The sequence below is a fragment of the Amycolatopsis sp. NPDC054798 genome (genome assembly GCF_053611505.1).
In genome coordinates this window covers 1-13,247 of record NZ_JBSHAM010000149.1, presented here as the reverse complement: position 1 = coordinate 13,247, position 13,247 = coordinate 1, and the positions used below count along the sequence as shown (strand labels likewise).

Annotated in this window: 13 protein-coding genes; 7 read left to right on the top strand and 6 right to left on the bottom strand. The window is 70.2% G+C overall.

Going from position 1 to position 13,247, the window contains the following annotated elements:
• Positions 1-150: 150 nt before the first annotated feature.
• The 3 genes from trpD to ACWGIC_RS42380 all read right to left on the bottom strand — a co-directional run bounded on the left by trpD (position 151) and on the right by ACWGIC_RS42380 (position 2,103).
• Positions 151-1,197: an anthranilate phosphoribosyltransferase gene (gene trpD, locus ACWGIC_RS42390; protein WP_452081594.1), complete on the bottom strand. Its 1,047-nt coding sequence runs from the start codon at positions 1,195-1,197 to the stop codon at positions 151-153.
• A 5-nt stretch (positions 1,198-1,202) separates the two neighbouring features.
• Positions 1,203-1,616 carry a hypothetical protein gene (locus ACWGIC_RS42385; protein WP_009074814.1) on the bottom strand — a complete coding sequence of 138 codons (414 nt, stop codon included), beginning with the start codon at positions 1,614-1,616 and terminating at the stop codon, positions 1,203-1,205.
• A 61-nt stretch (positions 1,617-1,677) separates the two neighbouring features.
• Positions 1,678-2,103 (bottom strand): ribonuclease E inhibitor RraB, encoded by a 426-nt coding sequence (locus tag ACWGIC_RS42380; protein WP_452081593.1) that lies wholly within the window; start codon positions 2,101-2,103, stop codon positions 1,678-1,680.
• Positions 2,104-2,210: 107 nt separating this feature from the next.
• On the opposite strand from ACWGIC_RS42380, the gene ctaE reads away from it, so the two are divergent.
• The 4 genes from ctaE to qcrB are packed head-to-tail and all read left to right on the top strand — an operon-like array spanning position 2,211 to position 6,514.
• Entirely contained in the window at positions 2,211-2,837 is a 627-nt protein-coding gene (ctaE, locus tag ACWGIC_RS42375) for an aa3-type cytochrome oxidase subunit III (protein ID WP_452081592.1), read from the top strand.
• 55 nt (positions 2,838-2,892) lie between these two features.
• The gene (gene qcrC, locus ACWGIC_RS42370) at positions 2,893-3,711 is read left to right on the top strand and encodes a cytochrome bc1 complex diheme cytochrome c subunit (protein ID WP_378304299.1); all 819 of its coding nucleotides are present in this window, start codon (positions 2,893-2,895) and stop codon (positions 3,709-3,711) included.
• Positions 3,708-4,859: a cytochrome bc1 complex Rieske iron-sulfur subunit gene (gene qcrA, locus ACWGIC_RS42365; protein ID WP_452081591.1), complete on the top strand. Its 1,152-nt coding sequence runs from the start codon at positions 3,708-3,710 to the stop codon at positions 4,857-4,859. Before qcrC ends, qcrA begins: the two co-directional genes overlap by 4 nt.
• On the top strand, positions 4,856-6,514 hold the full coding sequence (gene qcrB, locus ACWGIC_RS42360; protein WP_452081590.1) for a cytochrome bc1 complex cytochrome b subunit: 1,659 nt from the start codon (positions 4,856-4,858) through the stop codon (positions 6,512-6,514). The genes qcrA and qcrB overlap by 4 nt, the downstream gene beginning before the upstream one ends.
• 71 nt (positions 6,515-6,585) lie before the next feature.
• Here the strand turns inward: qcrB and ACWGIC_RS42355 are convergent, their stop codons facing one another.
• The 3 genes from ACWGIC_RS42355 to ACWGIC_RS42345 all read right to left on the bottom strand — a co-directional run bounded on the left by ACWGIC_RS42355 (position 6,586) and on the right by ACWGIC_RS42345 (position 9,247).
• Complete coding sequence (locus ACWGIC_RS42355; RefSeq protein ID WP_452081589.1) at positions 6,586-7,038, bottom strand: GNAT family N-acetyltransferase; 453 nt, start codon at positions 7,036-7,038, stop codon at positions 6,586-6,588.
• A 134-nt stretch (positions 7,039-7,172) separates the two neighbouring features.
• Complete coding sequence (locus ACWGIC_RS42350; RefSeq protein ID WP_009074830.1) at positions 7,173-7,457, bottom strand: Lrp/AsnC family transcriptional regulator; 285 nt, start codon at positions 7,455-7,457, stop codon at positions 7,173-7,175.
• 71 nt (positions 7,458-7,528) lie between these two features.
• On the bottom strand, positions 7,529-9,247 hold the full coding sequence (locus ACWGIC_RS42345; RefSeq protein ID WP_452081588.1) for a DEDD exonuclease domain-containing protein: 1,719 nt from the start codon (positions 9,245-9,247) through the stop codon (positions 7,529-7,531).
• Between the two features lie 120 nt (positions 9,248-9,367).
• Between ACWGIC_RS42345 and ACWGIC_RS42340 the strand changes: the two genes are divergently transcribed.
• The 3 genes from ACWGIC_RS42340 (at position 9,368) to ACWGIC_RS42330 (ending at position 13,167) form a co-directional block, all read left to right on the top strand.
• Positions 9,368-10,765 carry an NYN domain-containing protein gene (locus ACWGIC_RS42340; protein WP_452081587.1) on the top strand — a complete coding sequence of 466 codons (1,398 nt, stop codon included), beginning with the start codon at positions 9,368-9,370 and terminating at the stop codon, positions 10,763-10,765.
• A 690-nt stretch (positions 10,766-11,455) separates the two neighbouring features.
• Positions 11,456-11,677, top strand: coding sequence for a hypothetical protein (locus ACWGIC_RS42335; RefSeq protein WP_452081586.1), 222 nt, complete (start codon positions 11,456-11,458; stop codon positions 11,675-11,677).
• A 428-nt stretch (positions 11,678-12,105) separates the two neighbouring features.
• Entirely contained in the window at positions 12,106-13,167 is a 1,062-nt protein-coding gene (locus ACWGIC_RS42330) for a C40 family peptidase (protein WP_452081585.1), read from the top strand.
• Positions 13,168-13,247: the final 80 nt, after the last annotated feature.

Sequence of the window (13,247 nt, the reverse complement as noted above, 5' to 3'; positions counted from 1 at the left end):
GGGTGGGTGCATCCCATTCGCCCCCTCAAGCGAACTTTGTGCTATATATTTCCCTAAAAGAACCCAAACACGCACGGACCGCACTCAACCTAGAAACCCCGTTGGATGTGCATGGGTGCACCCAACGGGGGCTCAAGGCGGGTGAGAAGGTCAGCGCTCGGCCGAGGAGAACGCGATCCAGCGGTCCAGCAGCGCCGCTGCCGCACCGCTGTCGATGGCCTGGCGTGCTCGGTCCAGCCCGGCGGCCAGATCGTCCTCGAGCGAATCAGAGAAGCCCGCGAAAGCGGCCAGCGCGGCGGCGGCGTTGAGCACCACCGCGTCGCGCACCGGACCGGTCTTGCCGCTGACCAGTTCGCGGACGACCTCCGCGTTCGCCGCGGCGTCGCCGCCGCGCAGGTCCTCCGCTGTCGCGCGGGGGATGTCGAGCGACAGCGGGTCGAGGGTGCGTTCGGTCACCGTTCCGCCGGAGACCACCAGCACCGACGTCGTCGTGGTGGTGGTGATCTCGTCCAGCCCGTCGTCGCCGCGGGCTACCAGCACCGACATCCCGCGCGCGGCGAAAATCTCCGCCAGTGCACGGGTTTTGTCGGCGTAGGCGCAGCCGATCAGCGCGCTTTGCGGCTGCGCCGGGTTGGTCAGCGGGCCCAGCAGGTTGAACGTGGTCGGCACGCCCAGTTCGCGCCGCGGCGGACCGGTGTGCCGGAACGCCGGGTGGAACGCCGGGGCGAAGCAGAACCCGATGCCGATCTCCTCGAGCGAGGCGAGCACCGCCTCCGGCGGCAGGTCGATCTTCACGCCGAGGGTTTCCAGCACGTCGGCCGCGCCGGACTTCGACGACGCGCTCCGGTTGCCGTGCTTGGCCACCGGCGCGCCCGCCGCCGCCGTGACGATCGTCGCCATCGTGGAGATGTTCACCGAGTTCGACCGGTCGCCGCCGGTGCCGACGATGTCCACCGCGGGACGGCTCAGCGTGATCCGCCGGGCGTGCGCCAGCATCGCGTCGGCCATGCCGGAGATCTCCGCGGGCGTTTCGCCCTTGGCGCGCAGCGCGACCGCGAAGCCGCCGATCTGCGCCTGTCCGGCGCTGCCGGACATGATCTGGTCCATCGCCCACGCCGTGTCCTCCGCGGACAGGTCCTCGCCGGCGATCAGCCGGGTGAGCAGCGCGGGCCAGGTCTGCTGCGGGGTGGAGCCCACCGGGCTCAGCCGCCGTTGACGGCGGGGACCCGCCCGGCGCGCAGCACGCCGGCGACGGTTTCCGCCGCGGTCAGCGGGTCGAGGGGGTGCACCAGCACGGCGTCGGCCAGCGCCCAGGTGGCGAGCCATCGGTCGTCGCGGCGGCGGACGGCCACCACGATCGGCGGGCAGTCGTCGATCTCGTGCTTGAGCTGGCGGGTCAGGCCGATGCCGCCGGTCGGCTGCGCCTCGCCGTCGAGGATCGCGAGGTCGACCGAGCCCGCGTCCATTTCGGCGAGCACGTCGGCGATGCCGGCCGCCTCGACCCACTCGACGCGGCCGAGGTCGGCCGCCGGGCGCCTGCCGACGGCGTTCATGATCGCCTCGCGGACCTCGGCCTTGTGGCTGAACACCAGGATCCGCTGGGACTGCTCGCTCATTGAGCACGCCTCCGTCTCGTCACGGGTGGAACAGCCGCGATCGTATCCGCCGAGACGCATCTCACGCGGACGCGGTGGGCGAGTCACCCGGTTGCCGCGCCTCCCAGCCCGGAGCGTCACCGCCGAGCCGCTGCGCCAGACCGGCCATCCGCGACCGTTCCTGGGCGCAGTGCAGGGCGTCCAGCACCTGCACCCGCCGGGCGTGCGCGAGCACCCGGTCGCCGTCGCGGCTTTGCTCGCGCAGGTCGTAGCCGTCCTGCGCGAGAATCGCCGCCGCCTCCTCGATCCGGTCCGCCGGAAGCACGAGGTGATGGACCAGCACCGCGGGCGCTTCGCTTGCCCAGCCGGGTGAATCGGCGAGCACCGCGGAATCCGCGACGGCCGGATCGAACGCCGAGACGACGACCCGCAGACCGGGCGCGTCCGGGTCGAGAACCGCGTTTTCCGGCTTTCTCACCAGGTCACGGAGCTTCTTCAGCCAACTCACGAGTAGCTCCTTCCGCCGCCGGCCCGCTTCTCGCGCGCGGGTGTGACGCGAAGCTCCCACGACCCGCCGCAGACCCGCCGGGCGGGGTGCCGTCGCGAGAGGACATAATGCGATCCGTGACAACGGCAGCTCCCACCATCAGCCAGCGGGTCCACTCGCTGAACCGGCCGAACATGGTCAGTGTCGGCACCGTCGTGTGGCTGTCCAGCGAACTGATGTTCTTCGCCGGACTGTTCGCCATGTTCTTCACCGTCAAGGCGCAGAACCCGGCCGGGGCGTCCTGGCCGCCGCCGTTGCACGGCGAGGAGTTCCACCTCAACGTCGCGTACGCGATCCCGTTCACGGTGATCCTCGTGCTGTCGTCGCTGACCTGCCAGTTCGGCGTGTTCGCCGCGGAGCGGGGCGACGTCTACGGCCTGCGGCGCTGGTACATCGTGACGCTGATCATGGGCGCGATCTTCGTCGCCGGGCAGGGCAACGAGTACCTGAACCTGATCGACGAGGGCCTCACGATCCCGTCCGGCCCGTTCGGCACGGTGTTCTACCTCGCGACCGGTTTCCACGGCCTGCACGTGATCGGCGGGCTCATCGCCTTCGTGTTCCTGCTGATCCGCACGAAGCTCAGCAAGTTCACTCCGGCGCAGGCCACCTCGGCGATCGTCGTGTCGTACTACTGGCACTTCGTCGACATCGTGTGGGTCGGCCTCTTCGCGGTGATCTACATCCTTCCCTGATCTCCGCACCGCCCACCACAAAACGGCCTGAACTGACAGCAAGGGTTGCCGCAAGATGACCACCAGCACCAAATCCTCGGAGCGCCGGTTCCGCGCGCGCTCGAAGATGCGCAGGCGCCTCGCGGGCGTGCTCGCACTCGGCGTCGCCCTGGTGGGGGCCGGCGCCCTGTACGCCGTGTTCGCCCCGGAACCGCAGACCGCGCAGGCGCAAGGCGACCCGGCGCTGCTGCGCCAGGGCGAGCAGGTCTACAACAACACCTGCATCGAATGCCACGGCGCGAACCTCGAGGGCGTCAAGGACCGCGGTCCGAGCCTCATCGGCATCGGCGACGCGGCCGTCTACTTCCAGACTTCCTCCGGCCGGATGCCCGCGGTGCGCCAGGAAGCGCAGGCCGCCCGCAAGCCGCCGAAGCTGACCCCGAGCGAGATCGACGCGGTCGGCGCCTACGTGCAGGCGCACGGCGGCGGCGCGCAGCGCCCGGAGGAGCGCGGCGAGGCGCTGCGCGGCAACGACCCGGCCCGCGGCGGCGAGCTGTTCCGGCTCAACTGCGCCTCGTGCCACAACTTCACCGGCCGCGGGGGCGCGCTGTCGGCGGGCAAGTACGCGCCGCCGCTCGACCCGGCCACCGAGGAGCAGATCTACGACGCGATGCTCACCGGGCCGCAGAACATGCCGAAGTTCTCCGACCGCCAGCTCAGCGCGGAGGAGAAGAAGGACATCATCGCCTACGTCAAGTCGGTGTCCGACGGCAACAACGACCCGGGCGGCAACGGTCTCGGCGGGGTCGGCCCCGCCTCCGAAGGCGTCATCGCCTTCGTCGTCGGAATCGCCGCGCTCGTCGGCATTACGCTGTGGATTGGATCGAAGGCATGAGTGCCGAAGGGCCCAAGCCGCCCTCGGAGGCGGAGCTGGCTGAGATGGACCGCGACGAGCTGCTCAAGCTCGGCGGTCAGCTGGACGGCGTGGAAATCGTCGAATACCCGGAGCCGTGGCCGGTCGAGGGCACCCGCGCGGAGCGGCGCGCCCAGCGCCACGTCGCGTTCTGGTTCGCCCTGTCCGCGCTCGCCGGCCTGGCCTTCGTGGTCGTGATGGCCTGGCCGAAGTGGTGGGAGTACAAGGACCCGAGCGACCCGAGCGGGCACGCGACGTACAGCCTCTACACCCCGGCGCTCGGCGTCACGCTCGGCCTCGCGGTGCTGGCGCTCGGCATCGGCGTGATCCTCTACACCAAGAAGTTCGTCCCGCACGAGGTCGCGGTGCAGCAGCGCAGCGACGGCCCGTCCGCGGAGGTCGACCGGGCCACGATCCTGGCCCACCTCGCCGACGCCGGGACCCGCAACGGCATCGCCCGCCGGTCGCTGATCAAGCGCACCGCCGGCGCGGGCGCGGGCGCGCTCGGCCTCGCGGTGGCGGCCCTCCCGATCGCGTCCTTCATCAAGGACCCGTGGAAGGACACCGAGAACAAGGACGGCCTCTGGCACACCGGCTGGCTGCCGAACTTCCCGGGCGAGAAGGTCTACCTGCGCCGCAACACCGGCAACCTCGAAGCGGACGTCAAGGAAGGCGTCGCGCTGGTCAAGGCCGAGGACCTCGACGCGGGCGCGATGGAGACGGTCTTCCCCTACCGCGAGTCGGAGAAGGGCGACGAGAAGAAGCTGGCCGCGGCGCTGATGCGGGTCGACAACCCGGTCATGCTCATCCGGCTGCGCCCGACCGACGCCGCGCGCGTGGTCAAGCGCAAGGGCCAGGAAGACTACAACTTCGGCGACTACTACGCGTACACGAAGATCTGCAGCCACGTCGGCTGCCCGACCTCCCTGTACGAGCAGCGCACGAACCGCATCCTCTGCCCGTGCCACCAGTCGCAGTTCGACGCCCTGCACTACGCGAAGCCGATCTTCGGCCCGGCGACGCGTCCGCTGGCCCAGCTTCCGATCACGGTTGACGAAGAGGGATACTTGATCGCGAAGGGCGACTTCAACGAGGCCATCGGACCGGCCTTCTGGGAGCGTAAGTCATGAGTTCACTCACCACGCCGACCAAGGGCACGAGCGCACTCCAGAAGCACCTGGGCGAGGCCGCGGACAACGCGGACCAGCGGTACAAGCTGGCCAAGGGCCTTCGGCACCAGATGAACAAGGTGTTCCCGACCCACTGGTCCTTCCTGCTGGGCGAGATCGCCCTGTACAGCTTCATCGTCATCCTGCTGTCCGGGGTGTACCTGACGCTGTTCTTCGACCCCTCCATGCAGGAGGTCACCTATCACGGCAGCTTCACGAACATGCAGGGCATGCAGATGTCCCAGGCGTTCAAGACGACGCTGGACCTCTCGTTCGACGTCCGCGGCGGCCTGTTCGTGCGGCAGCTGCACCACTGGGCGGCGCTGATCTTCGTCGCGTCGATGATGGTGCACATGCTCCGGATCTTCTTCACCGGCGCGTTCCGCAAGCCGCGCGAGGCGAACTGGGTCATCGGCGGCCTGCTGCTCATCCTGGGCATGTTCGAGGGCTTCTTCGGCTACTCGCTCCCGGACGACCTGCTGTCCGGCACCGGTATCCGCGCGACCCTGTCCGGCATCGTGCTGTCGGTGCCGGTGATCGGCACCTGGATCCACTGGGCGCTGTTCGGCGGGGAGTTCCCCGGCGACCAGATCATCCCGCGGCTCTACACGCTGCACATCCTGCTGATCCCGGGCATCATGCTGGCGCTGATCGGCGCGCACCTGGCGCTGGTCTGGTACCAGAAGCACACCCAGTTCCCGGGCGTGCGGCGCAAGGAGACCAACGTCGTCGGCGTGCGGATCATGCCGTACTTCGCCCTCAAGGGCGGCGCGTTCTTCACCCTGGTCGTGGGCGTGCTGGCGCTGATGTCCGGCCTGTTCCAGATCAACCCGGTGTGGAACTTCGGGCCGTACAACCCGTCGATGGTGTCCGCGGGGTCCCAGCCCGACTTCTACATGGCCTGGGCGGACGGCATCCTCCGGATCTGGCCGGCCTGGGAGCTGTACCTGGGCAATTACACGGTCCCGGCGGTGTTCTTCGCCGGCGGGATCGGCATGCCGGTGCTGTTCGCGATCCTGCTGACGTATCCGTTCCTGGAACGCAAGCTGACGAAGGACAACGCGCACCACAACCTGCTCCAGCGGCCGCGCGACGCACCGGTCCGCACCTCGCTGGGCATGATGGCGCTCGGGTTCTTCATGATGCTCGAGCTGTCCGGCTTCAACGACATCATCGCCGACCAGTTCGACATCTCGCTGAACGCGACGACGTGGGCAGGCCGCATCGGCGTGCTGATCGTGCCGCCGCTGGCGTACTTCTTCACCTACCGGATCTGCCTCGGCCTCCAGCGGTCCGACCGGGAAGTGCTGGAGCACGGCGTCGAAACCGGCATCATCAAGCGGCTGCCGCACGGCGAGTTCATCGAGATCCACCAGCCGCTCGCCGGCACGGACAGCCACGGCCACGCGATCCCGCTCGAGTACCAGGGCGCGTCGGTGCCGAAGAAGATGAACAAGCTCGGCACCGCCGGCCACGCCGTCCCGGGTTCGATCTGGACGCCGGACCCGGCGGAGGAGACGAAGGCCCTCGACCGCGCTCGCGGCAACGGGCACGGGACCGGTCACGGGCAGCTCGAAGGGTCCGAGGAGTCGACCGAGGTCGGTTCCGGGCACTGAGCCCCTGAAGTTCCGTACAACGCCGGAAGGCCCCTTCCTCATCGCGAGGGAGGGGCCTTCTTGCTGTGCTGCTACAGGCGGATGCGGGCGACGATCTCGTCGTCGTCCATTTCGCCGGTCGGCTCGAAGCCGAGCCGCTGGTAGAAGGGTCCGGGGCTGTGCTTGCCCGGCATCCAGCTGACCGTCACGGATTCGGCGTCGCGGCGACGCGCTTCGGCCAGCACCGCCTCGACCGCGAACCGGCCGTATCCCTTTTTCTGGTGTTTCGCGGCGATGTTCAGCCGCCAGAGGTAGTTGCGGTAGTACTCGGTCGGGTTGTCCGGGTCGAAGGCGGCCATGACGAAGCCGACGAGTTTCTTTCCGGTGTAGATCAGCCTCGGCCAGGCGATGTCGTGCTGGACGTAGGCTTCGGCGAGCGAGCAGGCGACCGAGGCTACGTAGTCCCGCTGGTGCTTCGCCACTTTGAGATCGCAGGCGTCTTCCACATTGTCGACCGTGACTTCGACCAGTCTCGGGGTCGTCATGGTTATTACGGTAGCGCGGCCGGCGGGGTTCAGAGCCGGATGCGGGCGACGATCTTGCCCTCGTGAAGCTGGCCGGTGGGCTGGAGTTCCAGCCGCGGGTAGAAGGGCTCCGGGGTCCGACAATTCCCGTGGAGTCAGGCTCCTTCGACGCCGATCTCGAACGCGGAATCGGTGTCGGCGCGCGAGTAGGACCGGAACGCGATGTGGGTGACGGTGTCGAGCACGCCGCGGACCTTGCCGATCCGGCCGGGGATGAGGTCGGCGAGGTCTTCGTGGGCCTGTACGCGCACGGTGGCGATCAGGTCGACGTCTCCGGCGCACGAGTAGACCTCGGACACCTGGTCGAGGTCCGCGATCGCCTGCGCGGCCTGCGGGATTTCCTCGGCCTCTACGTTGATCAGCACGATCGCCGTGATCACAGCGTTCCTCCCACTTGCTGGCGGTAACTCGTCGAGCGCGATCGTAGCCGGGAACGCCGCAGCAGGGCGGCTCAGCCTGCGACGTGTTCGAGGGAACGGGCGTCAGCGACCCGTGCGAGCCAGGATTGCCAGCCCGCGACGGCGGCGGGTTCGGCCCATGGCCGGGTGGTGCGGACGAGGCGGGTGCCGGGGCGGGCGAGCCAGCGCAGCAGGATTCCGACCTCCTCGCCGGGAGCGCCGCGCAGCGGACCGTCGCCGGGCAGCACCGTTTCTCCTGCGGCGACCAGGGATTCGACCACCGGCATCGGCGGGACGCCGCGGCGGGCGACCCCGGCGGAGGCGAGCCTGCCGTAGCGGATGACGGACAGTTCCCAGCCGCCGCTGCCGTCCGGGGCCGCGGCGATGAGTTCCGCGACGGACGCGAGCGCGGCCTGCCGGTGCGCGCGGCCGACGGCGCGGACCAGCCCGGCCAATTCGTCGCGGTGGCGGGCGGCTTGTTCGTAGTGCCTCCGCTCCGCCAGCTCCTCCAGCCGCGCCGCCGCCAGATGCAGCGGACGCCCGTCGTGGCCGGCGATGAGTCCGCGGGCGGCTTCTACCGCGGGGGAGTAGTCGTCGACGGTTTGCCTGCCCGCGCACGGCGCTCCGCAGCGGCCGAGTTCCGCCAGGACACACGGCGTGCCGGACGCGGCGGTCGCGGAGATGCGTTGCGTGCAGGTGCGCAGACCGGAGGCGTCGGCGAGGGTTTCGGCGGCGGTGCGCGCGTCGGCCTGGCTGCGGAACGGCCCGAGCGTCCCCGCGCGCGGCAGGCGGACCACGGAAAGCCGCGGGAAAGCCTCGTCGGTGAGGCTGATCCACCAGGCGTGGTGCGGGTTTTTCGAACGCCGGTTGTACGCCGGCCGGTGTGCGGCGATCAGACGCAGTTCGCGGATCTCGGCTTCGAGGGAGTGCGCGCACTCGATGGCGTCCACCCGCTCCGCCAGCGCGACCATTTCCCGGATGCGGCCCCGGCTTTCAGAACCGGTGAAGTACGTCCGTACGCGCCGTCTCAGGTCGCGCGCGGTGCCGACGTACAGCACTTCGTCGCGCGGTCCCTTGAAAAGATAGACGCCGGGCCTCGACGGGAGGTCGGCGGCGAGGTTTCGCTTGCGCCGCTGGGCTGGCGTGACGTGAGGGAGGTAGTCGATCAGCTCCTCGACGGTGTGCACGCCGAGATTGCCGACGCGCTCCAGCAACGCGTGCAGGACGTCGGTGGTGGCGCGGGCGTCATCGAGCGCACGGTGGGTCGGCCGGGTGCGCGCGCCGAGCAGCATGGACAGCGACGACAGCCGGTAGCTGCGCGCTTCTTCACGCGGGATCACGCGGCGCGCGAGCTTCACCGTGCAGATGACGGTGGAGCGCGGCCAGACGTAGCCGTGCCCCTCGCAGGCCGCCTTCATGAAGCTGGTGTCGAAGCCGGAATTGTGCGCGACCAGCACGGTGCCCTCGATGAACTCCAGGAACGCGGGCAGGACCCGCTCGATCCGCGGCGCGTCGTAGACCATCGCCTGCGTGATCCCGGTCAGCTCGACGATCTGCGGCGGGATCGGCGTGCCCGGGTTGACCAGCGTCGCGAACTCGCCCAGCACCTGTCCGGCGCGGACCTTGACCGCGCCGATCTCGGTGATTCCGTCCGGCCCGGGCTTGGTGCCGGTGGTCTCGAGGTCGAACACGACGAACGTGGTGTCCCGCAGCGGGGTGCCGAGCTCGTCGAACGCCAGCTGAGCCTGGTCCGGCGTCGGTCGGGTCTCCATGATCGCGCACAGTAGGACCGACCACCGACAATCTTCGCGCGCGCCGCCTGTGGCCCGATGGTGACCAGCGGAACGGGCCGGTGCGGCGCGGGATCCGGCGGCGGGGCCTACCCTGGACCAATGCACCCTCAGCCCGTCGAACCGGAAGAAGCCGCGGAGGCCGTCGGCCCCTCGGCGGTTCCGGCGCGGGCGGGACAGGACGTCGAGGCCGGCGAACCGGGGACGTGTCCGGAACCGGCGACGTGGACGAGCCTGCCGGAGGCGGTGCGCGAGCGCATCGCCGAACTGGCCGCGGCCGCGGTCGCGAAACTGCCGGTCGCGGACGTGCCGAGGCAGCTTCGGCCGGTCGCGAAGTTCGCCCCGGCCAAACGCGCGAAGCTCGGCGGCACCGCGCTGCTGACCGCGCTGGGGGATTCGTCGCAATTCCGCACCGCGGTCCTGGAATGGCTGCGCGAGCACCGGACCGACGCGCTGGACCCGAACGTCGCGGATTCCGTCGCGGCCGCTGCCGCCGCGGTCCTGCTCGGCGAATCCGGTGCGGCCGGACGCGTGCGGCTGGTCGCGAAGAACGCTGAGGAAACCGCGCTGCGCGCTGAGCGGGACGCGGCGCTGGCCCGGAATCAACGTCTGGAAGCCGAAATCGCCGAGCTGCGGGTCGAGCTGGAAGAGGCGCGCGGGGCGGTCGAGAGCGCGCGCGGCGAACGCGAGGCCGAGGTCGAGAAGCTGCTGCGCCGGCTGCGCGAGCAGGGCGTGCTGCTGCGGCAGGCCAAGGACGCGGCCGAGGCGGCGCGAACCGAACTGGCCGACGGGGGAGCGACGCGGGAACGCGAGATCGAGATGCTGAACGTGCAGCTCGACCGGGAACGCCGCCGGGTCGCCGCCGAACGCGCTCGCGCGGAACGGGCGGTCGCGGAAGCGGAGATGGCCCGGCAGTCGGCGCGCGAGGCCCGGGAGGCCGACGAGGTCCGGCTGGCGTTGCTTGTGGACACGATCGACGGCGCCGTGCACGGCTTGCGTCGTGAACTCGCTTTGGGCGACCGCGGCGCGCGGCCCGCCGACATGGTGAGCGGTGCGCGTTCCGGGCTCGGCCCGGGCGGGCGGATCCAGGACGTCACGGCGCTGGACCGGCATCTGGCGCTGCCGAACGTCCATCTCATCGTGGACGGCTACAACGTCACCAAAACGGGTTATCCGGAGCTGGCGCTGGCCGATCAGCGGGACCGGCTGGTGCATCAGCTCTCGGCGCTGGCGGCCCGGACGTCGGCGGAGGTCACGGTGGTGTTCGACGGGGCTGGTGTGCTGTCGGTGCCCGCCGCGGTGCCGCGCGGGGTCCGAGTGCTGTTCTCCGAGCGTGGCGTGCTGGCCGACGACGTGATCCGGTCGCTGGTCGCGGCCGAGCCGAAGGGCCGTCCGATGGTCGTCGCGACGTCCGACCGGGCGGTGGCGGACTCGGTCCGTGCGGGCGGTGCGCACCCGGTGGCGTCGGCGGTGCTCGTCAGCCGATTGGGTCGAGTCTGAGCTTGCCCGGGGCTGAGGCTCCGGAAATTGTCGGTGGTGCTTCCTACCGTTTGTCCCTGAGGCGATTCCCGGAACCGGTCCGGGGCCTCGCGGAGGAACGGAGACTCGGCAATGGGCGAGAACAAGCAGGAGCGGTTCGGGGCCGGTTTCGGCGGGCTGGCGGATTCGGCGGGGGTCGGAGGGGGAAATCGCGCCGAGCCGGGGCCGGGGATTCAGGACGGTGTCGGCGAGGGCGCGGCTGAGCGGTCTCGGCCGCCGGACCGGGGCGGTCACCCTGGCGGGGTGGAATCGGCGGTGAGTCTTGCCACTGGGGTGAGTCCGGCCACGGGGCAGGTGCGGGACCGGGATCTGGAGGCGCGCCGGGAAAGCGGGGTTTCGGCCGGTTCTGGGGAGAGGGCTGATGCCGCGGCCTGGTCTGGTGGAGGCGAGGGCGCTGGTGCTGCGGTTTGGCCTGATGGAGTCGGGCGCGTTGATGCTGCGGCTTGGTCTGGTGAGGGCGAGCGAGCTGGTGCCGCGGCGTCGTCCGGCGGAGGCGAGCGTGCTGATACCGCGGTTTCACTCAGCGAAGGCGAGTGCGCTGAAGCTCGCGGTCGCGTGCGCCCGGTGCGGCGGCACGCGGGGGCGTCGCGAAGCGCGAAACGGACGAAACCCGTTGCCTCCCGCCAGGAAGAGCGGCGGCCCGCCGGTGCGGTGGACGTCGCGATCGAGGACATCGACACGTTCGTCGTCGACTGCGACCGGTGTGCGGTGCGCGGGGCGGCGTGTGCCGATTGCGTGGTCAGCGTGCTGCTCGGGCCGCCGGTCGGCCTTGTCTGGGACGCGGACGAACGGCGAGCTGTCGACGCGCTCGCCGAGGCGGGGATGGTGCCGCGGCTGCGCCTGGTGCCGGAGACTGACAGTAGGTCGGCCTGACACCACTGGGTGACACTGACTCGCCGAGCGGTCGCCTCGGTGCGGTGAACGGTAAGTAACGGAGAGGGCCGTTTGCGCAGCCGCAGCGTATGACCTAAGTCACAAAGTACTGCCTTGCTGGTCCGATGGTGTTTCGCCGGACTACGGAGAGTTTTTATGGGGGGCCCGGTGGACGTGCCGACGGTCTTTTCGTAACCTGGCCGAGATCTCGCGCCAGGCAGCCGTCGGACGACGGCGACGCGGGATCGCCGCCGGTTCGGCTTTGTCGGGGAGTCAGGACCGGGACCGACCACCGTGCGCGGAAAAGCTGTTGTGGAACACGACGGCCGGAACGCGGACGGACAGCGTGCGCGAAGAGGGCCCCCGACCTCTTCCGCGCCGGGGTTCCGGCCACGGCGGCCCGATGAGCAAAGGAGACCCGCGCGACCGTGCAGTCGCATCCAGTCAAGCGCGTGGTGTCAGGCGCCCTCGCGGCCGCCTCGGTGATCGCAATCGTCACCGTGGCGCAGCCGTCGGGCACCGCAGCCGCTTCCCCCCTCCCCGTCCTCCAGGCCCCGCCGGACTCCGGTTCGGACGCTCTCGCCAAGTACCGCGACCTCGCGGCGCAGGCGGAGAAGGCGAACGAGGACCTCCTCAAGGCGAAGGACGACCTCGCCGCCCGCCAGGGCGACCTCGACAAGGCCAACGGAGACGTGGGCAACGCCCACAACCTCGCCGCGCAGGCCGCCGAGAACGAAAAGAAGTACAAGGTCGACGTCGACAAGTTCGCGAACGCGTCGTTCCTGTCCGGCGTCCAGATGAACAAGCTGTCCGCGCTGCTGGCGGGCACGTCGACGCAGGAGTTCCTCGACCGTTCGTCGGCGCTGGACCAGATCGCCTCGCAGAAGGCCGCCGCGCTCGAGAAGCTCCAGGGCGCGGTCGACCAGGCCAAGTCCGCGGAGAAGCTGGCCTCCGACGCCGCGCAGCGGGCCACCGCGGCGCGCGACGCGGCGGCGAAGCTGACCGAGGACATCACCGCCAAGAAGAAGACGCTCGACGACCAGGTCGCCGAGCTGAAGAAAACCCAGCCGCTGCTGAGCGCCTCGGACCGGAACGCGCAGAAGGACACCGGCGGCGACGTCTCGGTGGACCTCGCGAACGCGGGTCCGGCCGCCGCGGCAGCGGTCCAGGCAGCGCTGAGCCAGCGGGGCAAGCCCTACGAATGGGGCGCCACCGGGCCGAGTTCGTACGACTGCTCGGGCCTGATGCAGTGGGCCTACAAGCAGGCCGGCATCTCGCTGCCGCGTTCGAGCCGCGAGCAGAGCACCACCGGCACGCCGGTCCCGCGCAGCGCGCTGCAGCCCGGCGACCTGGTGTTCTACTATTCGCCGGTTTCGCACGTGGGCATGTACATCGGCAACGGAATGATGGTGCACGCGCCGACCACCGGCGACGTCGTCAAGATTTCGCCGCTGCAGAGCCAGTACGTGGGCGCGCGCCGGGTCGCCTGACCGGACGTTCTCGCCCGCGCGGTGGCGCCCGGCCCGGCGGGCCCGGGCGTGGAGACATACTGATCTGCACATCAGAAGAT

Bases quoted from the DNA above. Each gene is read 5' to 3' on its own strand.
- ACWGIC_RS42385 (WP_009074814.1), bottom strand. From the start codon at position 1,616: ATGAGCGAGCAGTCCCAGCGGATCCTGGTGTTCAGCCACAAGGCCGAG.
- ctaE (WP_452081592.1), top strand. From the start codon at position 2,211: ATGCGATCCGTGACAACGGCAGCTCCCACCATCAGCCAGCGGGTCCAC.
- ACWGIC_RS42355 (WP_452081589.1), bottom strand. From the start codon at position 7,038: ATGACGACCCCGAGACTGGTCGAAGTCACGGTCGACAATGTGGAAGAC.
- ACWGIC_RS42340 (WP_452081587.1), top strand. From the start codon at position 9,368: ATGCACCCTCAGCCCGTCGAACCGGAAGAAGCCGCGGAGGCCGTCGGC.
- qcrA (WP_452081591.1), top strand. From the start codon at position 3,708: ATGAGTGCCGAAGGGCCCAAGCCGCCCTCGGAGGCGGAGCTGGCTGAG.
- ACWGIC_RS42345 (WP_452081588.1), bottom strand. From the start codon at position 9,247: ATGGAGACCCGACCGACGCCGGACCAGGCTCAGCTGGCGTTCGACGAG.
- qcrC (WP_378304299.1), top strand. From the start codon at position 2,893: ATGACCACCAGCACCAAATCCTCGGAGCGCCGGTTCCGCGCGCGCTCG.
- qcrB (WP_452081590.1), top strand. From the start codon at position 4,856: ATGAGTTCACTCACCACGCCGACCAAGGGCACGAGCGCACTCCAGAAG.